The organism is Phytohabitans maris, assembly GCF_031085175.1.
Lineage (GTDB): Bacteria > Actinomycetota > Actinomycetes > Mycobacteriales > Micromonosporaceae > Phytohabitans > Phytohabitans maris.
Genome location: NZ_JAVHUY010000021.1, coordinates 23,765 through 46,990 on the forward strand (window position 1 = coordinate 23,765; position 23,226 = coordinate 46,990).

General features: G+C 72.5%; 24 protein-coding genes. 12 read left to right on the forward strand and 12 right to left on the reverse strand.

Annotated elements, in window-relative coordinates; translation table 11 throughout:
* The first annotated feature begins 26 nt into the window (after positions 1-26).
* The 7 genes from RB614_RS22410 (at position 27) to RB614_RS22440 (ending at position 8,791) form a co-directional block, all read left to right on the forward strand.
* On the forward strand, positions 27-2,177 hold the full coding sequence (locus RB614_RS22410) for an MMPL family transporter (protein ID WP_308714549.1): 2,151 nt from the start codon (positions 27-29) through the stop codon (positions 2,175-2,177).
* A 62-nt stretch (positions 2,178-2,239) separates the two neighbouring features.
* The gene (locus RB614_RS22415) at positions 2,240-2,815 is read left to right on the forward strand and encodes a Uma2 family endonuclease (protein WP_308714550.1); all 576 of its coding nucleotides are present in this window, start codon (positions 2,240-2,242) and stop codon (positions 2,813-2,815) included.
* A 158-nt stretch (positions 2,816-2,973) separates the two neighbouring features.
* Positions 2,974-4,176: a 1-deoxy-D-xylulose-5-phosphate reductoisomerase gene (gene dxr / locus RB614_RS22420; protein WP_308714551.1), complete on the forward strand. Its 1,203-nt coding sequence runs from the start codon at positions 2,974-2,976 to the stop codon at positions 4,174-4,176.
* Positions 4,173-5,453, forward strand: coding sequence for a M50 family metallopeptidase (locus RB614_RS22425; protein ID WP_428983087.1), 1,281 nt, complete (start codon positions 4,173-4,175; stop codon positions 5,451-5,453). The genes dxr and RB614_RS22425 overlap by 4 nt, the downstream gene beginning before the upstream one ends.
* Before the next feature lie 10 nt (positions 5,454-5,463).
* Positions 5,464-6,636: a flavodoxin-dependent (E)-4-hydroxy-3-methylbut-2-enyl-diphosphate synthase gene (gene ispG, locus RB614_RS22430; protein WP_308714553.1), complete on the forward strand. Its 1,173-nt coding sequence runs from the start codon at positions 5,464-5,466 to the stop codon at positions 6,634-6,636.
* A gap of 114 nt (positions 6,637-6,750) precedes the next feature.
* On the forward strand, positions 6,751-6,981 hold the full coding sequence (locus RB614_RS22435) for a hypothetical protein (protein WP_308714554.1): 231 nt from the start codon (positions 6,751-6,753) through the stop codon (positions 6,979-6,981).
* Between the two features lie 142 nt (positions 6,982-7,123).
* Complete coding sequence (locus tag RB614_RS22440; RefSeq protein WP_308714555.1) at positions 7,124-8,791, forward strand: ABC transporter ATP-binding protein; 1,668 nt, start codon at positions 7,124-7,126, stop codon at positions 8,789-8,791.
* A gap of 422 nt (positions 8,792-9,213) precedes the next feature.
* On the opposite strand, the gene RB614_RS22445 is transcribed toward RB614_RS22440, so the two are convergent.
* The 3 genes from RB614_RS22445 to RB614_RS22455 all read right to left on the reverse strand — a co-directional run bounded on the left by RB614_RS22445 (position 9,214) and on the right by RB614_RS22455 (position 12,993).
* Complete coding sequence (locus tag RB614_RS22445) at positions 9,214-9,777, reverse strand: PadR family transcriptional regulator (RefSeq protein WP_308714556.1); 564 nt, start codon at positions 9,775-9,777, stop codon at positions 9,214-9,216.
* Positions 9,778-9,943: 166 nt separating this feature from the next.
* Complete coding sequence (locus RB614_RS22450) at positions 9,944-11,443, reverse strand: glycoside hydrolase family 53 protein (RefSeq protein ID WP_308714557.1); 1,500 nt, start codon at positions 11,441-11,443, stop codon at positions 9,944-9,946.
* The gene (locus RB614_RS22455; RefSeq protein WP_308714558.1) at positions 11,443-12,993 is read right to left on the reverse strand and encodes a glycoside hydrolase family 53 protein; all 1,551 of its coding nucleotides are present in this window, start codon (positions 12,991-12,993) and stop codon (positions 11,443-11,445) included. The genes RB614_RS22450 and RB614_RS22455 overlap by 1 nt, the downstream gene beginning before the upstream one ends.
* Before the next feature lie 169 nt (positions 12,994-13,162).
* On the opposite strand from RB614_RS22455, the gene RB614_RS22460 reads away from it, so the two are divergent.
* The 5 genes from RB614_RS22460 to RB614_RS22480 all read left to right on the forward strand — a co-directional run bounded on the left by RB614_RS22460 (position 13,163) and on the right by RB614_RS22480 (position 16,869).
* Positions 13,163-14,002: a GNAT family N-acetyltransferase gene (locus RB614_RS22460; protein WP_308714559.1), complete on the forward strand. Its 840-nt coding sequence runs from the start codon at positions 13,163-13,165 to the stop codon at positions 14,000-14,002.
* 226 nt (positions 14,003-14,228) lie between these two features.
* Positions 14,229-14,771 carry a hypothetical protein gene (locus tag RB614_RS22465; protein ID WP_308714560.1) on the forward strand — a complete coding sequence of 181 codons (543 nt, stop codon included), beginning with the start codon at positions 14,229-14,231 and terminating at the stop codon, positions 14,769-14,771.
* Between the two features lie 67 nt (positions 14,772-14,838).
* Positions 14,839-15,288: a MarR family winged helix-turn-helix transcriptional regulator gene (locus RB614_RS22470; protein WP_308714561.1), complete on the forward strand. Its 450-nt coding sequence runs from the start codon at positions 14,839-14,841 to the stop codon at positions 15,286-15,288.
* Positions 15,285-16,067 (forward strand): ABC transporter ATP-binding protein, encoded by a 783-nt coding sequence (locus RB614_RS22475; RefSeq protein WP_308714562.1) that lies wholly within the window; start codon positions 15,285-15,287, stop codon positions 16,065-16,067. Before RB614_RS22470 ends, RB614_RS22475 begins: the two co-directional genes overlap by 4 nt.
* Positions 16,051-16,869, forward strand: a complete 819-nt coding sequence (locus tag RB614_RS22480; RefSeq protein ID WP_308714563.1) for an ABC transporter permease — start codon at positions 16,051-16,053, stop codon at positions 16,867-16,869. The genes RB614_RS22475 and RB614_RS22480 overlap by 17 nt, the downstream gene beginning before the upstream one ends.
* Before the next feature lie 376 nt (positions 16,870-17,245).
* Here the strand turns inward: RB614_RS22480 and RB614_RS22485 are convergent, their stop codons facing one another.
* The 9 genes from RB614_RS22485 to pcaG all read right to left on the reverse strand — a co-directional run bounded on the left by RB614_RS22485 (position 17,246) and on the right by pcaG (position 23,214).
* Positions 17,246-17,674, reverse strand: coding sequence for a hypothetical protein (locus RB614_RS22485; protein WP_308714564.1), 429 nt, complete (start codon positions 17,672-17,674; stop codon positions 17,246-17,248).
* Positions 17,671-18,288: a RipA family octameric membrane protein gene (locus tag RB614_RS22490; RefSeq protein ID WP_308714565.1), complete on the reverse strand. Its 618-nt coding sequence runs from the start codon at positions 18,286-18,288 to the stop codon at positions 17,671-17,673. The genes RB614_RS22485 and RB614_RS22490 overlap by 4 nt, the downstream gene beginning before the upstream one ends.
* 62 nt (positions 18,289-18,350) lie before the next feature.
* On the reverse strand, positions 18,351-18,746 hold the full coding sequence (locus RB614_RS22495; RefSeq protein WP_308714566.1) for a hypothetical protein: 396 nt from the start codon (positions 18,744-18,746) through the stop codon (positions 18,351-18,353).
* Positions 18,743-19,042 (reverse strand): hypothetical protein, encoded by a 300-nt coding sequence (locus RB614_RS22500; protein ID WP_308714567.1) that lies wholly within the window; start codon positions 19,040-19,042, stop codon positions 18,743-18,745. The genes RB614_RS22495 and RB614_RS22500 overlap by 4 nt, the downstream gene beginning before the upstream one ends.
* Positions 19,043-19,381: 339 nt before the next feature.
* Entirely contained in the window at positions 19,382-20,188 is an 807-nt protein-coding gene (locus tag RB614_RS22505) for an IclR family transcriptional regulator (RefSeq protein ID WP_308714568.1), read from the reverse strand.
* Positions 20,181-20,639, reverse strand: a complete 459-nt coding sequence (gene pcaC, locus RB614_RS22510) for a 4-carboxymuconolactone decarboxylase (RefSeq protein ID WP_308714569.1) — start codon at positions 20,637-20,639, stop codon at positions 20,181-20,183. The genes RB614_RS22505 and pcaC overlap by 8 nt, the downstream gene beginning before the upstream one ends.
* Positions 20,632-21,399, reverse strand: a complete 768-nt coding sequence (gene pcaD, locus RB614_RS22515) for a 3-oxoadipate enol-lactonase (protein ID WP_308714570.1) — start codon at positions 21,397-21,399, stop codon at positions 20,632-20,634. Before pcaD ends, pcaC begins: the two co-directional genes overlap by 8 nt.
* Positions 21,396-22,691: a 3-carboxy-cis,cis-muconate cycloisomerase gene (pcaB, locus tag RB614_RS22520; RefSeq protein ID WP_308714571.1), complete on the reverse strand. Its 1,296-nt coding sequence runs from the start codon at positions 22,689-22,691 to the stop codon at positions 21,396-21,398. Before pcaB ends, pcaD begins: the two co-directional genes overlap by 4 nt.
* Complete coding sequence (pcaG, locus tag RB614_RS22525) at positions 22,666-23,214, reverse strand: protocatechuate 3,4-dioxygenase subunit alpha (protein ID WP_308714572.1); 549 nt, start codon at positions 23,212-23,214, stop codon at positions 22,666-22,668. Before pcaG ends, pcaB begins: the two co-directional genes overlap by 26 nt.
* Positions 23,215-23,226: the final 12 nt, after the last annotated feature.

A 23,226-nucleotide genomic window follows, 5' to 3' on the forward strand; every position in this document is an offset into this window, starting at 1 on the left:
GCGGCGGCGCGCTGTGGGGGTGGCGGATGTTCGCATGGTGGGGGAAGACCGTCGTCCGGCTGCGGTGGGTCGTACTCGCGGCGGCCGCGGTCCTGGTCGTGGTGGGCGCGACCTGGGGCGCCGGGGTCTTCGACAAGGTGACCGGCGGGGGCTTCGACGACCCGGCCAGCGAGTCGACCAGGGCCCGCGACCGGATCATCGCCGAGCTCGGCAACCAGGACGTCGACATCCTCGTCCTCTACTCCAGCGACACCGCCACCGTCGACCAGGCGGCCTTCCGCGACCCGGTCACCGCGACGCTCACCCGCCTGCGCGGGCTGCCCGAGGTGGCGAGCGTGACCAGCTGGTACGACACGCAGGCGGCCAACCTCGTCTCGACCGACCGCCACGCCACGTACGCGGCCGTGCAACTGCGGGCCGTCGAGCCGGACGACAAGACCAGCGCGTACGAGCGGGTGGAGCCGGCCCTCGCCGCGCCGGGGCTGACCACCGAGGCGGGCGGGACGGTGCCGTTCGCGTACGAGGCCAACCACCAGACCGAGCGTGACCTGGTCCGCGCCGAGACGCTCTCGCTGCCGGTACTCCTCGTGCTGCTCGTGGTGATCTTCGGCGGGCTCGTGGCGGCCGGCATGCCGCTGCTGGTCGGCGGGCTGGCGATCCTCGGCGCCTTCGTGGCGGTCCGCCTGCTCACGCTCGCCACCGACATCTCGGTCTTCGCGATCAACGTGATCACCCTGATCGGCCTCGGCATGGCGATCGACTACGCGCTCTTCGTGGTCAACCGCTTCCGCGAGGAGCTGGCCGCCGGCCACGACACCCCGGCCGCCATCGCGCGGACGATGAGCACCGCCGGCCGTACCGTCCTGGTCTCCGGCCTCACGATCGCGCTCGCGCTGGCCAGCCTCCTGATCTACCCGCAGGCCTTCCTCCGCTCGATGGGGTACGGCGGGATGGCCGCGGTGCTGGTGGCGATGCTCGGCGCGCTGACCGTGCTCCCCGCGCTGCTCGCCGTCGTCGGCCGGCGGGTGAACGCGCTGCGCATCCCCACGCCGTGGCGCCGCCGCACCGCCGGCGAGGGCTGGGCGCGGGTCGCCCGCAGCGTGATGCGCCGCCCCTGGCTGTACGTGGTCGGCGTGGTCGCGATCCTCGCCGTCTTCGCCGCCCCGGCGGTACGGATGGAGTTCGGCGGCTTCGACGAGCGGGTGCTGCCGGCCGGCACCGAGCCGCGCGTGGTCGCCGACCGGCTGGCCGCCGAGTTCCCGGGCAGCACGGTGGGGCCGATCGAGGTGCTGGTCAGCGGCGTACCGGTGGCCGAGGCGCGGGCGTTCGCCGAGCGGGTCGGGCAGGTGCCGGGCGTGACCGGGGTACGGGTGACCGCCAACCGGGGCGAGGCGACCCTGCTCTCCGCGACGTACACCGGGGAGCCGACCGGCGACGCGGCGCAGGACGCGGTGCGGGCGATCCGCGACCTGCCCGAGCCGGAGGGCGCCGACGTGCTCGTCACCGGCCGTACCGCCGCCGACCTCGACCTGATCTCCAGCCTCGCCTCGCGGCTGCCCTGGATGGCCCTGATCATGGCGGCGGCCACGCTGGTGCTGCTGTTCCTCGCGTTCGGCTCGGTGGTGCTGCCGGTCAAGGCGGTGCTGATGAACCTCGTCTCGATCGGCGCCTCGTTCGGCGTGGTGGTCTGGATCTTCCAGGACGGGCACCTCGCCGGCCTGCTGGGCTTCACGCCGACCGGTTTCATCGAGCCGAGCAACCCGATCCTCATGCTGGCCGTCCTCTTCGGACTCGCCACGGACTACGAGGTCTTCCTGCTCTCCCGGGTGCGCGAGGAGTGGGACCGTACCGGCGACAACACCGCGTCGGTGGCGCACGGCCTGGCCGCGACCGGGCGCATCATCACGGCCGCCGCGCTGCTGCTCATCGTGGTGGTGGCCGGCTTCGCGACCGGCGGCATCATGTTCATCAAGCTGATCGGGATCGGCATGATCGTCGCCATCGTCGTCGACGCGACCCTCGTCCGCGCCCTCCTGGTGCCGGCGACGATGCGGCTGCTCGGCCGCTGGAACTGGTGGGCTCCGGGCCCGCTCGGCCGGGTCTACCGCCGCTACGGCCTCCGCGAGGCCCAAGCCCCCGGACAGATCCGCGAACCGGAACCCGCCGCTCAAACCTGATTTGGGCGGCTAGCACCACTAGGCTTGAGGCCGCACGATACTCCGCGGAGGGGGTGAGCCCGATGGCACAACCGGCGTCGTTCGACTGGCTTGCGAAGATCAACCGATCCTGGACCGCGCGGCTTGCCCTCGACCTGTTGCCCGAAAACAAAGGCCCAAAGGTCGAAGTGTTCCGCGGGAGCGTGATCGTGACACCGCACGCAGTATTCGATCATCAGGAGATCGAGCTGGAATTGGCCCACCGCATGAAGCGCGCCGCACGTCAAACCGGCTTATGGCTCTACCACGAGGTCAATCTCGTCTCGGGTGACGATCTTTTCATTCCGGACATAGTCGTGCTGAGGTCGTCGGGCGCTGGCAAAGTCTCGGTGGATATTAGTGAGGCGGTCTTACTCGGCGAGATCGTCTCCAAGGGCAGCCGGCGCAAGGACGTGATCGACCGGCCGCGGGAGTACGCCGCCGCCGGCGTGCCGTGGTTCCTGCGGATCGACTTCCGCAACCGGGTGCCGGCGCTCGCCCTGTTCGCACTGGAGGACGGCGAGTACCGGCCGACCGTCGCGGCCGCGGCCGGCAGCGTCTTCGCGATGAAGGAGCCGTTCGAGTTCGAGATCGACCCGGCCGACCTGGTCGAGGACTAGGCGGATCTCTGCGGCGGGCCCGGACGACGACCAGCGGCACCGGATCGCCGCCTCGACCTCGCCTCGCACCTACAAGATCCACCAGATAGGCCCTAGCTAGCTTCGATCACGGGCGCCACCGGGCGCCGGCTCCTGGCGGGCGCTGAGAGAATGGGCGGGTGAGTTCTCCCCGCGAGATCGTGCTCCTCGGCTCGACCGGGTCGATCGGCACGCAGGCGATCGACATCGTGCGGCGCAACCCCGACCGGTTTCGGGTGGTGGCCGTCGGCGCGGGCGGCGGCAACGTCGAGCAGCTCGCCACCCAGGCGCTGGAGCTGGGCGTCGAGGCGGTGGGCGTGGCCAAGGCGTCGGCCGCCCAGGACCTGCAGCTCGCGTTCTACGCCGAGGCGTCCCGCCGGGGGTACGCGACCGGCGACTTCAAGATCCCCAAGATCCTGGCCGGGCCGGATGCCATGACGGAGCTCGCCGAGTGGCCGGCGGACACCGTCCTCAACGGTGTGGTCGGCTCCCTCGGGCTCGCGCCGACGCTGGCCGCGCTGCACGCCGGGCGTACCCTCGCGCTGGCCAACAAGGAGTCGCTCGTGGCCGGCGGCCCCCTCGTCAAGGCCGCGGTGGCGCGGCCGGGGCAGATCGTGCCGGTCGACTCGGAGCATTCGGCGCTGGCCCAGTGCCTGCGCGGCGGGGCGGCGGGCGAGGTGCGGCGGCTGGTGCTGACCGCGAGCGGGGGAGCGTTCCGGGGGCGGCGGCGCGAGGAGCTGGTCGGCGTGACGCCGGAGCAGGCGCTCGCCCACCCGACCTGGCAGATGGGGCCGGTGGTGACCATCAACACGGCCACCCTGGTCAACAAGGGCCTCGAGGTGATCGAGGCGCACGAGCTCTTCGGGATCGGGTACGAGGCGATCGAGGTCATGGTCCACCCGCAGTCCGTGATCCACTCGATGGTGGAGTTCCTGGACGGGTCGACGCTCGCCCAGGCCAGCCCGCCTGACATGCGGCTGCCGATCGCGCTCGCGCTCGGCTGGCCCGACCGGGTGCCCGACGCGGCGCCGGCGGTCGACTGGACGAAGGCGCACACCTGGGAGTTCACGCCGCTGGACGGCGCGGCCTTCCCGGCGGTGCGGCTGGCCAAGGAGGCGGGCGCGGCCGGACGCTGCCGCCCGGCCGTCTACAACGCGGCCAACGAGGAGTGCGTGGCCGCGTTCGTGGCCGGGCGCCTGCCGTTCCTGGGGATGGTGGAAACGCTCGAACGGGTACTGGACGAGGCTCCGGACTTCGGCGAACCAGGTACCGTCGAGGACGTGCTTGCGGCGGAGGCATGGGCGCGGTCACACGCCCAGCGGATCATCGGTGAAGGAGCTTGATGGAGTTCTTCGGGATCCTCCTGTTCGCGCTGGGCATCATGATTTCCGTCGCTCTCCATGAGGCCGGACATATGGGCACAGCACGGATGTTCGGGATGAAGGTCACCCGGTTCTTCGTGGGCTTCGGGCCGACGCTCTTCGCGTTCAAGCGCAAAGAGACCGAGTACGGGTTGAAGGCGATCCCCGCCGGCGCGTTCGTGAAGATCGTCGGGATGACGCCGCAGGACGACGACGTCGCGCCCGAGGACCAGCCGCGCGCGATGTGGCGCTTCCCGGTGTGGAAGCGGACGGTCGTGATGAGCGCCGGCTCGGTCACGCACTTCGCGCTCGGCATCCTGATCCTCTGGGGACTGTTTTCGTTCGTCCCGCTCAACGACGATGCCAAGCTGCAGAGCCAGCCGGTCACGATCGCGAGCGTCTCGCCCTGTGTCGAGCAGCAGTGGAGCGTCGACCCGGCCACCCAGCGCGAGCGCGCCTGTGAAAAGGGCGTCGACCCGGACAGCGCGGCGGTCGTGCTCGGCCTCCAGCCCGGCGACACCATCACCGCGCTCAACGGGCAGGAGATCCGCGGCTGGGACGCGCTGACCACCAAGATCCGCTCCTCCGGGGGCGAGCAGGTCAGCATCACGTACGAGCGGGACGGCGCCACGACGACGAGGTCCGTCACGCTCCCCGTGGCGGAGCGGGTCAAGCAGCAGGTGATCCGCGACGACCCGGACCGCGCGGCCACCGACATCACCCCCGCCGACCTGGAAAAGGTCGGCATGCTGGGCATCACGCCGGAGATCCCGCGCAGCGCGGCCGGTCCGATCGACGGCGTCGGCGAGGCCGTCGACCAGACGGGCGTGATGTTCCAGGGCACGTTCAGCGCGCTCAAGCGGTTCCCGGAAAAGGTGCCGGCGCTCTGGTCGGCGCTGACCGGCGAGGAGCGCGACCCGGAGACGCCGATCAGCGTGGTGGGCGCCAGCCGGATCGGTGGCGAGCTCTTCGACCGCGGCGAGTGGCCGACGTTCATCCTGCTGCTGGCCGCGCTCAACTTCTTCATCGGCATCTTCAACCTGCTGCCGCTGCTCCCGCTCGACGGCGGGCACATCGCGATCGCCTGGTTCGAAAAGGTGCGCTCCTGGCTGTACGCGCGGCTCGGCCGGCCGGACCCGGGTCGGGTCGACTACTTCAAGCTCATGCCGGTCACCTACGTGGTGATCCTGATATTCGGCGGGTTCACCTTGCTGACCGTCGCCGCGGATATCGTCAACCCGATCCAGCTGCCCTTCTGAGGTGAGTTCCATGACGGCCGTGTCCCTTGGAATGCCAGCGGTACCACCGCCACCGCTGGCGCCGCGCCGCGAGTCGCGGCAGATCATGGTCGGTCCGGTGCCGGTGGGCGGCGGCGCGCCGGTGTCGGTGCAGTCGATGACCACCACGCTCACCGCCGACGTCAACGCCACGCTCCAGCAGATCGCCGAGCTGACCGCGTCGGGCTGCCAGATCGTGCGGGTGGCGGTGCCCTCGGCCGACGACGTGGCGGCGCTGCCGGCGATCGCGAAGAAGTCGCAGATCCCGGTGATCGCCGACATCCACTTCCAGCCCAGGTACGTGTTCGCGGCGATCGATGCCGGCTGCGCGGCGGTGCGGGTCAACCCGGGCAACATCAAGGCGTTCGACGACAAGGTGGCCGAGATCGCCCGCGCGGCCGCCGACGCCCGGGTGCCGATCCGGATCGGTGTCAACGCCGGCTCGCTCGACAAGCGGCTGATGACCAAGTACGGCAAGGCGACGGCCGAGGCGCTGGTCGAGTCGGCGCTCTGGGAGTGCTCGCTCTTCGAGGAGCACGGCTTCCGCGACATCAAGATCTCGGTCAAGCACAACGACCCGGTCGTGATGATCCGGGCCTACCGCCAGCTCGCCGAGCAGTGCGACTACCCGCTGCACCTCGGCGTGACCGAGGCCGGCCCGGCGTTCCAGGGCACGGTGAAGTCGGCGGTCGCGTTCGGCGCGCTGCTGGCCGAGGGGATCGGTGACACCATCCGGGTGTCGCTCTCCGCGCCGCCGGTCGAGGAGATCAAGGTCGGCAACGCGATCCTGGAGTCGCTGGGCCTGCGCGATCGTGGCCTGGAGATCGTCTCCTGCCCGTCGTGCGGCCGCGCGCAGGTCGACGTGTACACGCTGGCCGAGCAGGTCACCGCCGGCCTGGAAGGGCTGCCGGTCCCGCTGCGCGTCGCCGTGATGGGCTGCGTCGTCAACGGTCCGGGTGAGGCCCGCGAGGCCGACCTCGGTGTCGCGTCCGGCAACGGCAAGGGACAGATCTTCGTCAAGGGCCAGGTCATCAAGACCGTGCCGGAGTCGCAGATCGTCGAGACGCTGATCGAAGAGGCGCTGCGCCTGGCCGACGAGATGGGCGCCGAGCTGCCTGAGGAGCTGCGCGACCTGGTGCCGGGGCCGCAAGTAACTGTCCACTAGGGACAGTGGTCGGCGAAGAAATCGATATGGTGGTGCCGGGGTGATCGGTAGCCTCGGCCTATGCCACCCCAGCTCCCTCATCCGGATCCTGGTGTTCCGGACACGAGGGGGCCGATGCGGTACATCTGGTGGCTGGTCCGGCGCCAGCCGGTGCGGGTGCTGCGCGGCAGCCTGATCGGCACCGCGTGGATGGTCGGGCTCTCGGTCCGGCCCTACCTCGTCTCCCGCGCGATCGACGACGGCCTGCGCGCGGGCGACCGCCGGACCCTGGCGCTGTGGGTCGCCGCGATCGTGCCGCCGGGTTCGGCCTGGCGTACGTGGGCATCATGCGGCACCGCACGATGACGTTCGTGCGCGAGGACGCCACGGCGCGTTCCGCCGGCGTCCTGCTGCGCCACCTGGCCGGCGTCGGCGCCGTGCTGCCCCGCAAGCTCGCCGTGCCACCCTCGACCTCATCGCCCAGGACCGCCGCGCGGCCGCGATCGTCGTGGCCCTGCACAGCGCCGCGGCGGTCGCCGGCCTCGCCACGCCGTGGCTGCTCGGCCGCATCGTCGACGAGGTGGCGGCCGGTGCGGGCGCCGGCACCGTCGACCGCCTGGCGCTGCTCATCGCCGGATGCGTGCTGGTGCAAGGGCTGCTGACCCGGTACGCGCAATACGCCGGGCACCGCTTCGGCGAGCGGGCGGTGGCCCGGCTGCGCGAGCGGTTCGTCCGGCAGGTGCTCCAGCTGCCCGTCTCCGTGGTCGAGCACGCCGGCACCGGCGACCTGGCCACCCGCAGCTCGGTCGACGTCGGCACGGTCGGCACCACGGTCCGGGACGTACTGCCGGTGATCGTGCTCGCGACGGCCGAGCTGACCCTCCTGTTTGGAGCGATCTTCCTGCTCCATCCGCTGCTCGGGGCGGTCGCGCTGGTGGGGCTCCCGTCGATCCTCGCGGCCACCCGCTGGTACCTGCGCCGGGCCAGCGCGGCGTACCTCGCCGAAGGCGCCGCCACGGCCGAGCTCACCGACGCGCTGACCACGACCGCCGAGGGCGCGCGCACCGTCGAGGCGCTCGACCTGCGTGACGAGCGCATCCGGTACGGCACCGAGCGGATCGGCCGGATGTGGGCGACCCGGCGCGCCACGCTCGCGCTGCGGTCGGTGTTCTTCCCCGGCATCGAGGGCAGCTACGCGCTCCCCATCGCGGCCGTACTCCTGGTCGGCGGGCTCTTCCTGTCCAGCGGGCGGTTTACGCTGGGGGAGGTGGTCGCCGCCGCGCTCTACCTCCAGCGGGCGATCGAGCCGCTCGACCGGCTGCTCCAGTGGGTCGAGCAGGCACAGCGCGGCATCGCGTCGTTCGCCCGGGTGCTCGGCGTCGGCCAGGTACCGCCCGAGCCGCGCCGCCCAGCCGAGCCGGCGCCGGCGGGCTCGGAGCGTGACGGCCAGGCGGGCGAGCGGATCGTCGTGCGCGGCGCGCGGTTCGCGTACGCCGAGGGGCACGACGTGCTGCACGGCATCGACCTCGACGTCAACCCCGGTGAGCGGCTCGCCGTCGTCGGCCCCTCGGGCGCGGGAAAGTCGACGCTCGCCCGGCTGCTCGCCGGCATCGACGCGCCCCGCGAGGGCGTGGTGAACGTCGGCGGCCGCCCGGTCGTCCAGCTCGACCCGGCCGAGCGGCGCCGCCGGATCGCGCTCGTCACCCAGGAACACCACGTCTTCGTCGGCTCGCTCCGCGACAACCTGGCCTTCGCCGCGCCCCACGCCACCGACGACCAGATGCGCTCCGCGCTCGCCGCGGTCGGCGCCGACTGGTACACCGGCCTGCCGGAAGGGCTCGACACGCGGCTCGGCGACGGCGCGCACGAACTCAGCGCCGCCGACGCACAGCAGCTCGCGCTGGCCCGGCTCGTCCTCGCCGACCCGCACACGCTGATCCTGGACGAGGCCACCGCCGCGCTCGACCCGACGACCGCCCGGCGCACCGAGCGGGCCCTCGCCGCCGTCCTGACCGGCCGCACCGTCGTCGCGATCGCCCACCGGCTCAACACCGCACACGACGCCGACCGGATCGCCGTGCTCGATGACGGCCGGGTCACCGAGCTGGGCAGCCACGACGACCTGGTCCGCGCCGGCGGCACGTACGCCGCCCTCTGGCGCTCCTGGCACGGCTAGGTCTATGTCTACCCCGGCCCGCCTCAGCCGCGGACCGCATGCGTGGGGTCCCCGGGAAACGTGGAGCGTCTTCTTGGGGTGCTTTCCCGCGGGCACCGCTCCGGCCGGCGGCTCGGCTTCGCTGGCGCTGGCCGAGCCCTCGCTCACCGCCCTGCTGGACCTCGCTCGGCGGGCATCAGCGGTACCACAGATACGTTATGGGCGGGCCATAACGTATCTGTGGTACCGCTAGTGAAGGCCCGGCCCCGCGGCCGGCGATCCTGGACGCGGCTCCCAAGCGGTCATCGCGTTGATCACGCGCGCCACCGACCGCAGCCGCGAAGCGAAGCCAACCGCCGGCGCGGGCCTGGCAGCGGAGGCTGTCTGCTTGAAGAAACGCGGTCGGGGCCAGCGCGATGGCGCTGGCCCCGATCATGGATGCCTTACTCGGACTCGGCGAGGATGGCGTAGAGCTTGCGCTTGGTCTCGTTGAGCACCTCGAGCGCGCGCTGGCGCTGCTCGGGCGTGCCGTTGAAGCCGACCTGGCGCAGCGCGTTCATGATGCCGAGCGCGGCGTCGCGAAAGTCCTGAGCCTGCGACACGGTGTCGTCGGCGAACTCCTGCCACGGCGGCGCCTCGGCCGCCTGGCTGCCCTCCTCACGGCCGGCCTCGGTGAGCGCGAAGCGCTTGCGGCCCTCGCCGGTCTCGGCCACGATCAGGCCCTCGTCCTCCAGCAGCTGGAGGGTCGGGTAGACCGAGCCGGGGCTCGGGCGCCAGATGCCGCCGGTGCGGCTCTCCAGCTCGCGGATCATCTCGTAGCCGTGCATCGGCCGCTCGGCGAGCAGGGCGAGCACGGCCGCCCGTACGTTCTGCCGGCGACCGCCGCGACCCCGGCCGTGCCGGTGGCCGTGCTCGTGGCCCCAGCCACCGCCCCAGCCCGCGCCGCCGAAGCCGAACCCGCGCATGCGGGCCTCGTGCATGTCCTGGAAACCTCTGCGGAATCCCATGGTGCTTCCCCCTCGTGAGTAGATCTTCGTTCTGTCGTTGATACGTTGACGATATATCGGTAACCTATCGTCGACAAGTGGCCGGGGGAGAAAGTGACCCGGGCGACGCACGAAAGAGCCCGGCCGGTCCAACGGGGGGACCGGCCGGGCCGGGGTCGAGCTGGGCTCAGGCGGTGCCGAGCACCGACAGGGCGGGCAGCGCCCGGTCGCCGTAGTCGAAGAGGGCCTGGTTCTCCCAGCCGTTGCCGGAGGAGGGGTTGGTCGGGTCCCAGCCGTTGCCGGCGACCGCGGTCCAGGTCGGCTCCCAGTAGAAGACGCCGAGGCCGCGGCCGTTGGGTACCGCCTTGACCGCGTTGACCACCGCACGCAGCGCGTCGGCCTGGCCCTGCGCGGTCGCCGGGTAGCCGCCGGCCTGCTGGAGCGAGGAGTTGAAGATGTTCGGCTCGCTGTCGTCCGGGGCGAGCGTGAAGCCGTACGCCGTCTCGGCCACCACGATCGGCTTGCCGTAGCGGGAGGCGAGGTCGTTGATGTTCGACTGGAGGCTGGCGACCGAGCCGTGCCAGTAGATGTAGTGCGACACCCCGATCACGTCGAACGGCACGCCCCGGCTCACCGCCTGGTCGAACCACCACCGGTGCTGGCTGTTGTTGCCCCCCTCGGCCAGGTGCAGCATCACCTGCGTGGAGGAGTTGACCGCCTTGACCGCGTTGCTGCCGGCGGTCAGCAGCGAGGCGAGGTTGGCCCAGTTGTCGGAGCGGCCGTCCGGCCAGAGCATGCCGTCGTTGATCTCGTTGCCGACCTGCACCATGTCGGCCGCCGTACCCTGCGCCTTGAGCGCGTTCAGCACGTCGTACGTGTGGTCGTAGACCGCCTGCCGCAGCGCGCTGAACGACAGCGACGCCCACGCGGCCGGCTTGTTCTGCTGGCCCGGGTCGGCCCACGAGTCGGAGTAGTGGAAGTCGACCAGCAGCTTCATGCCCTGCCCCTTGATGCGGCTGGCCATGGTGAGCACGCGTGCCTTGTTGTTGTACCCGTCAGCGGGGTTGACCCACACCTTGAGCCGCCCGTAGTTCGCCCCGCTGGAGCGGAGGATCGCGAGCGCGTCGCCTTGGACGCCGGCGCTGTCCCGGTACACGCCGCCGCGGTCCTCGCTCTTCTTCAGAGTGGAGACGTCCACCCCGCGGATCTGGATCGTGCCGCTGGTCGAGCCGGCGGCGAACGTGACGTCGTCGAAGCTGGCCCAGTTGCCCGCGTTCGCGTCGGAGAAGAGGCTCACCGTGCACTGTCCATTCGAGACGGTGGTGGTCACGGAAATCTGCGCCCAGGCGTCGGTCGCGGGTACGGTGGCCCGCTGCTCGGCGCCGCCGCAGTTCTTGAGCGCGAGGTACGCGGCGTTCTGCCCGCCGCCGGAGCGCACCCAGACCCGCGCCGTGTAGGAGCCGTTGCCCAGCCCGGTCAGCGTCTGGGTCGTCTCCCACCGGTACGCGCCGGAGGCCCAGTGGGTGAGCCGGAGGCCGGAGCGCCCGCCCGACTCGGTGTAGCCGTTGCCGGTCCAGCCGCTCAGTCCCGACTCAAACCCGGCATTGGACAATGTGGACGCCGCCGTCGCGGGCGCGGCGGGGATCAGTAGCAGGGCGCCGGCGAGAATCACCGCGAGACGTCTCATCACAACCTCCCGAAGACCTTCAGGGCCGGCAGCGCGCGGCCCGAGTAGTCGAAGACCGCCTGGTTTTCCCAGCCGTCGCCGGAGGTCGGGTCGGCCGGGTCCCAGCCGGCGCCGTCCACCGCGGTCCAGGTGGGCTCCCAGTACACGACGCCGAGCGCGCCCGGCACCGCGGCCACCACGTTGAACATGTCGCGCAGCGCGTCGGCCTGCCCCTGCGGTGTCGCGGGGTAGCCGCCGGCCTGCTCCAGCGAGGCGTTGAAGATGTTCGCCTCGTGGTCGTTCTCTTCGAGCGTGAAGCCGTACGCGGTCTCCACGACCGCGATCGGCTTGCCGTAGCGCGCGGAGAGGTCGAAGAGGTTGGCCTGGAGCGCGCCGAGCGGCCCGTGCCAGTAGACGTAGTGCGAGACCCCGATGACGTCGAACGGCACGCCGCGCGCGATCGCGTTGTCGAACCACCAGACGTGCCCGCCGTTGTTTCCGCCCTCGGCGAGGTGCAGTACCACCTTTGTGGACGGTGAGGCCGCCTTGACCGCCTGGCTGCCGGCGGTGAGGAGCGCGGCGAGGCCGTCCCAGTTGTCCCAGCGGCCGTCCGGCCACAGTAGACCGCCGTTGATCTCGTTGCCCACCTGCGCCATGTCGGCCGGGGTACCCTGCCGGCGCAGCGCGGAGATGACGTCGTACGTGTGGTCGTAGAGCGCCTGGCGCAGCCCGTCGAAGGGGAGGTCGGCCCAGGCGGCCGGCTTGTTCTGCTTGCCCGGGTCAGCCCAGGCGTCGGAGTAGTGGAAGTCGATCAGCAGCCGCATGCCCTGCGCCTTGGCCCGCTTGGCCATCGCGAGCACCCGCGCCTTGCTGTTGTAGCCGTCGGCCGGGTCCACCCAGACCTTGAGGCGGGCCAGGTTCACGCCGTTCTCCCGGAGGATCCGGACCGCGTCGCCACGCTTGCCGCGGTGGTCGCGGTAGACGGCGCCGTAGTCCTCGTTCTTGGTCAGGTGGGAGAGGTCGGCGCCCTTGACCCGCACCGGGTCGAGCGCGCCGGGCGTGAGCGTGACGTCGTCGGCGTGCGCCCAGCCGCTCGCCGAGGAGAGGCGGACCAGGCAGCGGCCGGAGGTCACCCGCGCGTCGACCGCCACCTGCACCCACAGGTCGGCGCCGGTCTGCGGGACCTCGACCCGGCGGCCGGGCCCGCCGCACTCCAGGCTCACCGCCGCGGCGCCACCGCCGCGGACCCAGACCCGCAGCGTGTACGGGCCGCGGGCCAGCCCGGAGACCCGCTGCGTGGCCTCCGCCGGGGCTGGCCTGTGAAGCGACGCAGGAGCCAGGCCAGGTCCGGCCGAAACGGACTCAGCGGCGGCGGAGAGGGTGAGGCGGGTGGTGCCAGTGTGCCCGCCCTCCTCGGCCGAGGCGGCACCGGCGGTGGCCCAGCCGGCGAGCCCGTCTTCGAAACCCGCGTTGTGCACGCCGGCTCCGGAGGCCCGTGCCGGAACCGTTCCCAATACCCCGCCGACAAGGGCCGCGGACACCGCGACCGCGACCAGCCGTAACCACCTCATAGCCAGCCTCCTGTGAGCGCTCACAGTCGATTGAAATGGAGTTATCCCCGTAACATCGCCGTCATACTGTGAGCGCTTACAGCGACGACTGTCAAGGTCTTGGGTCCCGGGCGCAGTTGCCCACATCCGGCCGGTTCGCTCGGCGCCGCTTGCATATAGGCTGGCAGATGTGCTGACGGTGCCCGTGCGGCAGCTCGGCGAGACCGAGCGCGGTGCGGTCGAGCGACTTCTCGACCTCGATCCGTTCGGTGCTGCCCAGGTCGCGGAGCGGGTCGCCGCGCACGGGCTCTCCTGGTGGCGGGCCGACGGCCGGATCTTCGGATACGGCTCGCGCCGGCACCTCGAGGCTCTGTGCTGGTTCGGTGGCCATCTGACGCCCGTGCTGGCCACGCCGGCGGCGGTCTCCGCCTTCGCCGAGCTGATCCTCTCCGAAGACCGCGGCTGCTCCTCGATCGTGGGGCGGGCCGACGCGGTGCTCGGCCTCTGGGAGCACCTCGGGCCACACTGGGGGCCGGCCCGCGACGTCCGGCCCTACCAGCCGCTGCTGGTCGCCGACGCGCCGCCCGCGATCCCGGCCGACCCCGGCGTGCGGCTGGTCCGCCCCGACGAGGTCGACCTGCTGTTTCCGGCTGCCGTCGCGATGTACACCGAGGAGGTCGGCGTCTCGCCGCTGGCCGACGACGGGGGCCGCGGCTACCGGCGCAGGATCGCCGACCTGGTGCGCGCCCGCCGGGCGTACGTCCGGGTCGTGGGTGGCAAGGTCATCTTCAAGGCCGAGCTCGCGGTCGTCACCCGGCACACCGCGCAGGTCCAGGGCGTCTGGGTGGCACCGGAGTGGCGCGGCCGCGGCCTGGCCGGCCCGGCGATGGCGGCCGTGGTGCGCGACGCGCTGCGACGGGCGGCGCCGACCGTGAGCCTGTACGTCAACGGCCACAACGACCGCGCCCGCCGCGTCTACGCCAGGTGCGGCTTCCGCCCGGCCGGCGAGTTCGCCACCGTCCTCTTCTAGCCCGCGCGGGCCGGGCCCGGCGCCCCGCGCAACGGTCCGGACCACCGCGGACGTCGCGGTAGCTCAAGATCTTTGTCTCGCAATTGATCGTCTGCGCCCACCTGGGCGGCTTACCGCCCAGTATCTGGGAGAGTGGTAGGCGTTTTCAGCAAGGATCCGGCACTCTCCGCTCCTGCTTGCCTACGCTACGTAACGACCGACCGCGATGCAGGTTACGGCCAGTGGGGTGAGCACCGCGATGGGGCGGATCGTGAAGCAGGTCTCCGAGGGGACCACGAAGTATTACTGGTACCCGGGTGACAAGAAGGAGTGGATCCGCGCGGCCGTGGCGGTCGGGGTCGGCTTGGCGGCGTTCGGCCTGCTGATGCTCTTCGTCCGGGACGTCCTGCTGGCGACCGTGGTGGGCACCTCGGTCACGGCCGTGGTCGCCGGCGCCAACTTCGGCCGCCGCGACGCGCGCGCCCTGGCCGGCTTTCCCGACCTGAGCGACCGGGCCGCCCGGCGTGCCGTAGCGGGGCAAGCGGGGAAGGCGGTGTGGCGGGGGTTCGCGCACGGCCTGGGCGGCGCGGCGGCGGCCGTGCTGATCCTGAACCTCCCGCACCGCGGCATCATCGCCGACTGGGTGCTGCCGGTGGTGCCGGCGGTCGCCGGGGCGCTGGCCCATCAGGCCGGCATGCTCTACGAGCAGCTGACCGCCTCGGCCTCGACGGCCGGTCCGGCGGCGTCGGCGCCGGCCGCCCCCACGCCGGAGCCCGCGCTCTCGAAGTAGGTGGGCCACCTCGTGTGGCATGTCACATGACGGCAAATTACCTCGGTGTCCGAGGTAGTTTGGAGCGGTGGATACCGCAGTCGCGAGCGAGCTGACGCGGGTGCTCGCCGGCATGCGGCGGGTCGTGCGCCGGCGCCTTGCCGCGTCCCGGCCGCCCCGGCTGCCGGCCGCACAGATCGAGCTGCTGATCGCGGTCGAGGAAGAGCCGGGCATCGGCGTCGCGGCCGCCGCCCGCGTGCTGCACCTCGCGGACAACTCGGTGAGCGGCCTGGTCAACGTCCTGGTGGACGCCGGTTACCTCGCCCGCGAGACCGACCCGGCCGACCGGCGCGCCGCCCGGCTCTTCCTCACCCCCGCCGCCAGCGACCGCCTCACCGGGTGGCGGGTGGCGCGGGCCGAGCTGGTCGGTCGGGCGCTTGAGCGGCTCGACGAGGCCGACCGGGAGACGGTGGCGGCCGCGCTGCCCGCGCTGCGGCGGCTGCTGGATCAGATGCGTGACGAGGAGGAGCCGGCATGACTTCGGCGGTCAGCGTTCGCGGCCTGCGGTACGCGTTCGGCGACACGGTGGCGGTCGACGGCATCGACCTCGACGTCGAGCCGGGCGAGATCTTCGGGTTGCTCGGCCCCAACGGGGCTGGCAAGACGACCACCATCCGCTCGATCACCACGCTCCTGCCGGTGCCCCGCGACACCGTGTCGGTCTTCGGCCTCGACGTGCGGCGCCGGCGGATCGCGGTGCGCCGCCTGATCGGATACGTGCCGCAGATGCTCTCCGCCGACGGGGCGTTGACCGGCCGGGAAAACGTGAGCCTCTTCGCCCGGCTCTACGACGTGCCCCGCCGCGAGCGGGCCACCCGCGTCGACGAGGCGATCGCCGCGATGGGGCTGACCGAGGCGGCCGGCCGGGTCGCCCGCACGTACTCGGGTGGCATGATCCGCCGCCTCGAGCTGGCGCAGGCGCTCGTGAGCTCGCCGCGGCTGCTCGTGCTCGACGAGCCCACGATCGGCCTCGACCCGGTCGCGCGGGCCGGTGTGTGGGAGCGGATCGCCCAGGTCCGCCGCGAGACGGGCATGACGGTGCTGGTCACCACCCACTACATGGACGAGGCCGAGCACTCCTGCGACCGCGTCGCGCTCATGCACCGCGGCCGCGTCCGGGCCGTGGGCAGCCCGGCCGAGCTGATCGCCAGCCTGGACGCCGCCGGCCCGGCCAGCCTCGACGAGGTCTTCAAGGTGTACGCCGGGGACGACTGGGACGAGGAGACGAAGGGACTACGCAATGTCCGCCAGACTTGACGCACTGCCGCTCGGCTCGGTTGACGGCTGGGGCGCCAGCCTCCGTGCGCTGCCCGGCCGGGTCGGCACGATGTGCCTGGTCGAGCTGCAAAAGATCCGGCGTGACCGGACCGAGCTGCTCTTCCGGGCGGTGCAGCCGGTGCTGTGGCTGCTGGTCTTCGGCGTCACGTTCACGAAGATCAAGGCCATCCCGACCGGCGGCGTGCCCTACCTGGACTACCTGACGCCCGGTGTGATCGCCCAGTCCGCGCTGTTTGTCTCGATCTTCTACGGCATCCAGATCATCTGGGACCGCGACGCCGGCATCCTCGCCAAGCTGATGGTCACGCCGACTCCGCGGGCGGCGCTGGTGACCGGCAAGGCCTTCGCGGCGGGCATGCGGGCGCTGAGCCAGGTGGTGGTCGTGCTGGTGCTCTCCGCCCTGCTCGGCGTGTCGCTGACGACAAACCCGCTACGGCTGCTGGGTGTCGTGGCGGCGGTGCTGCTCGGCTCGGCGTTCTTCTGCTGCCTGTCCATCATCATCGCCGGCCTGGTGCTCTCCCGGGACCGCATGCTCGGCATCGGCCAGGCCATCATGATGCCGCTCTTCTTCGCCTCGAACGCCCTCTACCCGGTCGCCATCATGCCCGGCTGGCTCCAGGCGATCAATCACGCCAACCCGCTCAGCTACCAGGTCGAGGCCCTGCGCGGCCTGCTCATCGGCTCACCCGCCCGCCTCTGGCTCGACTACGCGGTGCTGCTCGGCGCCGCCGTCGCGGCGATCGCGGTAGCCAGCGCCCTCTTGACCCGCCTGGCAAAGTAACCCTGCTCTTCCCTCCCTTCCGCCCCGGCCCTACCGCGTTGATCAGGGAGTTGGTGGGCGTGTCGGTCGGCGTGTCCCCGCATGAGCTCCCTGATCGACTAGAGCAGGGCCGCACGCGGTCGAGCGGATCTGGATGATGCGACCGGCCGGCGGCGGTGGGCGGGCGGGTTGGCGGCGGCGGGCGTGCCACGGCGGTGGACGTGCGGGCGTACCGAGTTGCGCGCGGGTGGAAGGCGAGCGGGCGTGCCGCGGCGGCGGGCGTGTGGACGGCGGTGGGCGGGGTGCCGCAGTAGCGAGCGTGTGAGGGCGAGCAGGCGCGCGGCGCGGTGCGCGTGTGAGGGCGGGCGTGCCGGAGGCAGGGTGAGCCGCCTGGGGGTCAGGGGGTCTTGGCGGCCGCTCTCGTCCTGGTCCGGGGTGCCGTGGCGATCGGGCGGAGCACGCGGGTGAGCTTTGCCGACAGGTCGTCCAGCGAGTCGTAGAAGATCACCTTGTCGCGGTCGTGGGCCTGGTGGATCGGGGTGCCGCGCTCGGCGACCAGCACGACCCTCCGGTTGAGCGCCTGTGCCAGCCCCACCTCGTAGTAGCAGCTCGGCCGCTCCAGCGTCAGGTCGGCCAGCACGACCCGGGCGCGCCGCAGGTCGCGGCGGGCGTGCTCCAAGTCGAACGGCACGTCGGCGTGCTGCCGGTCGGCGGGCAGCAGCGTCGCCAGCCCAAGCGCGGCGGCGGCCTCCTCGATGGTGGCGCGGCGGCGCTCGTACGCCGGGTCGGACCCTACGGGCATGATCACGTAGACCACGGGTGTCACGGTGTGCCCCCTCCGCCCGCGTCGGCGCCGGTGAACGGCGAGATCTGGTCGAACACGGCGTCGTGGCTGATCGCCGCGAACACCACCGTCACCACCAGGATCGTCGCGAAGAGCACCCGGAACGCCCTCGGAATGAAGTATTCAGCACCCGAGGAGCTCAGCGCCAACGTGTGACGCAGCCGCCCGGTCGGGACCTTGCTGACCGCCCGCTGCTGCTGTAAGTCGTCCCACTCCCGCTCGAACGGCCGGTAGGACCGGGCGGCGGACGGCCCGCTCGGCCCGTCGAAGACGATCAGCGGGGCCATCTCGTTGAGAATGCGGAACTTCGCCGCGTTGAGCGACTTGAAGTCGCTGATCTGCTGGATCCAGTACGTGCACAGCAGGATCGCCGCGACCGACAGCACCACGACCCCGCAGACGCCGACCAGCACATACGACGGGCGGGTCGTGGACCAGGTCAACACGGCCCCGATCGCGAGGAGGGTGGCGACCAGGATCGAGTAGTTCCACCGGTTCAACGCGAGCCGCCGGTCGGTCACCCGCTCCGTGGTCGCGTGGTAGAGGCGGAACTCCTCGAACGAGACCGGCTCCGGCGGCCCCGGCTGCTGCGTCATCGGCGACCCTCCCTGCGCACCGCGACCTTACCCGCCGGGTGTGACAGCGCAGGTCTCCCCGATCACAGCGTCATGGTCTCGACGGCGAAGTCCCGGTAGCGGTCGGGGTGCATGGTCACGATGGGCTGGCCCGTGGCCAGCGCCCGCGTCGCCGCGTGGGCACCGGCCCAGTCGAGCGCCGGGCAGGCGGCGCGGACGTGGTCGAGCCCGCCGTCGCGGACGAACTCGCGCACCGCGACCGCGCCCGAAGGTGCGGAGGCGACGAGGTCGGCCACGTGCCCACCGATCGAACGGCGGGCGGTGGCGGCCTCGGACAGGCAGAGGGCCGGCACGTCCAGCGGTGGACCGCCATGGATCGCGTCGTGGATCAGCAGCGACATCTCGCGGCGCTCGTGCTCTCCGGCCGTGGCGGCGAGGCCGGCGACCAGCGCGAGGTCGTCCAGGATGTAGCCGGTCACGACGGATCGGCCAGATAGGCGCCCAGCGCCTCCGCCGCGACGGCGAACAGGACCTGCCGGGGATCGCGCTCGTCGTCGACGCCGCGAAGGTCGTTCGCCGCGGCCTGGATCGCGGCTGCGACGGGCTTGGGCGAAGGGTAGCGCCCGGTCGTGTCGCGCACCCACGCGAGCGCCTCGGCCTGGGCGTGGATGACGTCGACGCCCCGGCGGGCCGCCGCGTCGGGCACGCCGAAGATCTTGTCGATAAACGCGTGCAGCTCGCTGGGGTCCAATTTGGTGGGAATGAGAGCGGCCATGAGGGGAGGGTACGACCGGAGTAGGACAGGCGCAGCCCCGTAAACGCCGATCAAGGGATGGGGTGTACAGGTTACCGATGGGGGTGCGTTTACCACGCACCCCTTGTCGACCAGCCGGCGCAGCCCTTTGGCGGTACGCGGACGGGGACTTCTCTCATCGGCTCCGCTGCGAGGCTGCGAGGCTGCGAGGGCTTCGAGGCTTCGAGCGGCTTGGACTTCATCCTTTCCCGAGCGCCCTTCGCGTACCTCCGCCAGGTGGCGTATTCACGTCCGATGCAATTTGCGCGCTGGCGGAGGCTGCCGCCGGGCGGCGACCGGGAGCACGGCGGCGGTCGCCGGTCAGCCCACGCGGTGCCGAGTCCGGCGCGGGTTGGCGATCCGCAGGTCCGCGTCGATCCTCGCGACCGTGGCGAGCAGCTGGGGCAGCAGGTCGCGGCGGATCGACTCGACCGAGTTGCGGCTGGCGTGCACCGAGACGTTGGCCGCACCGATCACCGCGCCGCCGCGGTCGCGGATCGGGGCCGCCACCGAGCGCAGCCCCTCCTCCAGCTCCTGGTCGACGATCGCGTACCCCTGGGCGCGCACCTTGCGCAGCTCGGTGCGGAGCGCCGCCGGAGTGGCGACCGTACGGGCCGTGAGGCGGGACAGCTTCACCCGGTCGAGGTACGCCTCCAGCTCGTCGTCGGGGAGCCCGGCCAGCAGCACTCGACCCATGGACGTGGCGTACGCGGGGAAGCGGGTGCCGACGTTGATCGCGACGGTCATGATCCGTGAGGTGGGGACGCGGGCCACGTACACCACGTCGTCGCCGTCGAGCACGCACACCGACGACGACTCGTGCACCTGGGCCACCAGCCGTTCCAGGTGTGGCTCGGCCACCTCCGGCAGCGACAGCGCGGACAGGAACGCGTAGCCGAGCTCCAGCACCCGCGGCGTGAGGCTGAACATGCGGCCGTCGGTGCGCACGTACCCCAGGTCGGCGAGGGTCAACAGGAAGCGGCGGGCGGCGGCGCGGGTGAGGTCGCAGATGCGGGCCACCTCGCTGAGCGTCAGCTCAGGATGGTCGGCGTCGAACGCGCGGATGACGGCAAGCCCACGCTCCAGCGACTGCACAAAATGAGCCTCCCGCCCCACCTCGTCAGTCATCCACTTCCTCCCCGTCGCGTGAACCTGCCGCGTCCCGTGAACCTGCCGCGTCGTGCGAGTCGGCCGTGTCGCGTGAACCGGCCGCGTCGAGCGAGTCGAGCACCCGCTGTGCCACCGCCATGGCGCTGTTCGCGGCCGGCACACCAGCGTAGACGGCGGTGTGCAGCAGCACCTCGCCGATCTCGTCAGGGCTGAGGCCGTTTCGGCGGGCGGCGCGCACGTGCATGGCCAGCTCCTCCTCGCACCGCAGGGCGGTCAGCACGGCGAGCGTGATGCAGCTGCGGGTCCGCCGGTCGAGGCCGTCGCGACCCCAGACCGAGCCCCACGCGTACCGGGTGATGAACTCCTGGAACGGCGCGGTCAGCGGCGTGGTCTTCGCGACCGCCCGGTCGACGTGCGCGTCGCCGAGCACCTCCCGCCGCACCGCCATGCCCCGGTCGTAGTCACTCATCCGTCCCCCCGAGATGTTCGATGATCAGCGCGGTCACCACGTCGACCTGCTCCACATTGGCCAGATGGGCGGCGCCGCGCACCAGCGTGAACCGCGCCCCGGGCACCGCCGCCGCGATGTCCGCGCCGTGCGACGGGAGGATCGCCGGGTCGTCCGCGCCGTGCAGGACCAGCGTGGGCGCGGCGATGCGGGGGAGGGCGGCGGTGAGGTCCAGCTTTTCGAGCACGCCGCAGCAGGCCGCGTACCCCTCGGCGGGCGTGGCGGCCAGCATCGCGCGCAGCCGGGCGACCGTGCCCGGCCGGCGGGACGCGTACCCCGGCGTCAGCCACCGGCTCACCACAAGGTCGGCGATCGCCCCGGTCCCCTCAGCCCGCACGGTGGCCGCGCGGTGCGCCCACGACTGCGGTGCGGCCGGTCGGGCGGAGGTGCAGCAGAGCACGAGGCGGTCGATCCGCTCCGGGGCGTACGCGGCCAGCCACATGCCGACCATGCCGCCCAGGGAGAGCCCGCAGTAGTGGGCCCGCGCCACGCCGAGCTCGTCGAGCAGCGCGAGCACGTCGCCACCCAGATCCCCGATCGTGTACGGCCCGTGCGGCACCGCCGAGCGGCCGTGCCCGCGGGTGTCGAAGCGGACCACGCGGTACCGCTCGGCAAGCGCGGGCACCTGCGGCTCCCACATGTCCACAGTGGTGCCCAGCGAGTTCGCGAGCACGAGCACCGGCGCGCCGGCCGGACCATCCACGATGGAGTACGGCGTCACGGCCGTTCCCCGTGCCGCTTGAGCGCGCGGTCGGTGAGCGCGGGCGCGGCACCGAGGTAGGCGGCCGGGTCGAGCAGGGCGGCGAGCTCCGCAGCGCTCAGGTGCCCGGCGAGGGCCTCGGCGAGCGGGCGGCCAGCGGCGACCGCGTCGCGTACCAGGTCGTGCGCCTCGCCCGCGCCGATTCGCGGGGCGAGCGCGGCGCTGACCCGTTCGGCCAGCAGGGCCCCGCCGGTGAGGTCGAGGTTGGCCCGCATCCGCGCGGCGTCGACGCGCAGGTGGGCCAGGCACCGCGCCAGCCAGTGCGCCGCCGAGCCGGTCGCCCGCAGCAGACCGGTGAACGGCGCCCACTCCGCGTGCCACGCGCCGGCCGCCCGCTGGTGCTCGTGCCCCATCGACCCGAGTAGCGTGGCGACGAGGCCGGGTGCCTGGGCGGCGCAGGCGCGGGCCGAGACGGCGGCGACCGGATTCTGCTTGTGCGGCAGGCTGGACGAGCCGCCCGGCTCCCCCTCGGCCAGCTCACCGACCTCGGTCTGGGCGTAGAGGACGACGTCGCCGGCCACCTTCCCCACCACGCCACAGGCCGTGCCGAGCACGCCGGCGAGGTCGGCGATCCGGGTGCGGTCGGTGTGCCACGGCAGGGCGGGTACGGGCAGGTTCAGCTCCACCGCCAGCCGGTCCACGATGGACGGCGAGTCGAACGCGGCGAGCGTGCCGGCCGCGCCGCCGAGCTGGACGGCGAGTCCGGTGTCGCGTACGGCGGCGAGGCGGTCGCCGGCCCCGTCCAGCGCGGTCAGCCAGCCCGCCGCAACGAGCCCGAACGTGGTCGGCAGCGCCTGCTGCATCAGCGTTCGGGCGGCGACCGGGGTGTCCCGATGCGCCTCGGCGAGCCCGGCCGTCGCCGCCGACGCGGCCGACAGGTCGGCCAGGATCAGGCCGAGCGCCTCCCGGGCCACGAGCATCGCCGCGGTGTCGAGGATGTCCTGGCTGGTGGCGCCGCGGTGCACGTGGCGGGCGGCGTCCGCCGAGACGGCCGCCCGGAGCGCCCGGACCAGCGGTACGACGGGGTTGCCGGACTCCGCGGCGGCCACGCCCAGAGCGGCGATGTCGAACCGCTCGGGCCGGCACGCAGCGGCCACCTCCGGCGGCGCGCCGCCGGCGCGGGCGAGCGCCGCCTCGACGTCGAGCATCGCCCGCAGCCACGCGGTATCGGAGGTCGCCGCGCGCACGGGGCCGGCGGCGAGCACGCCGTCGAAGAGACCGGGCGGCTCAGACGGCGAAGAAGACGGTCTCATCGTCGCCCTGCAACCGGATGTCGAACCGGTAGCCGGTCCCGTCCGGCACCGCCAGCAGCGTCGCGCGCCGCGCCTCGGGTACGCCGGCCAGCACGGCGTCGGTCGCGTTGGCCGCCTCCTCGTCGGCGAAGTACACCCGGGTGACGACCCGGTGCAGCAGCCCTCGCGCGAAGACGGACACGTCGACGTGCGGCGCCTGCGGTGCCCCGCCGGGGCCGGGGACCGGGCCGGGCTTGAGCGTCCGGATCCCGTACCGTCCACTGTCGTCGGTCGGGCAGCGGCCGAAGCCACGGAAGCCGGAGACCGCGCCGCGCGGGTCGTCCGGGTGGTCGAAGCGGCCGGCGGGATCGGCCTGCCATGTCTCGACGAGCCCGTCCGGGACCGGCTCGCCGGCGCCGTCGGTCACCACACCGTGCAGCCAGAACGCGCCGGGCACGCCCTCGGCGACCACGTCCGGCCCGTCCGGCCAGGGCAGGCCGATCGACAGGTACGGCCCGACGGTCTGCGACGGCGTCTCGCTCACGGCCGTCCTCGC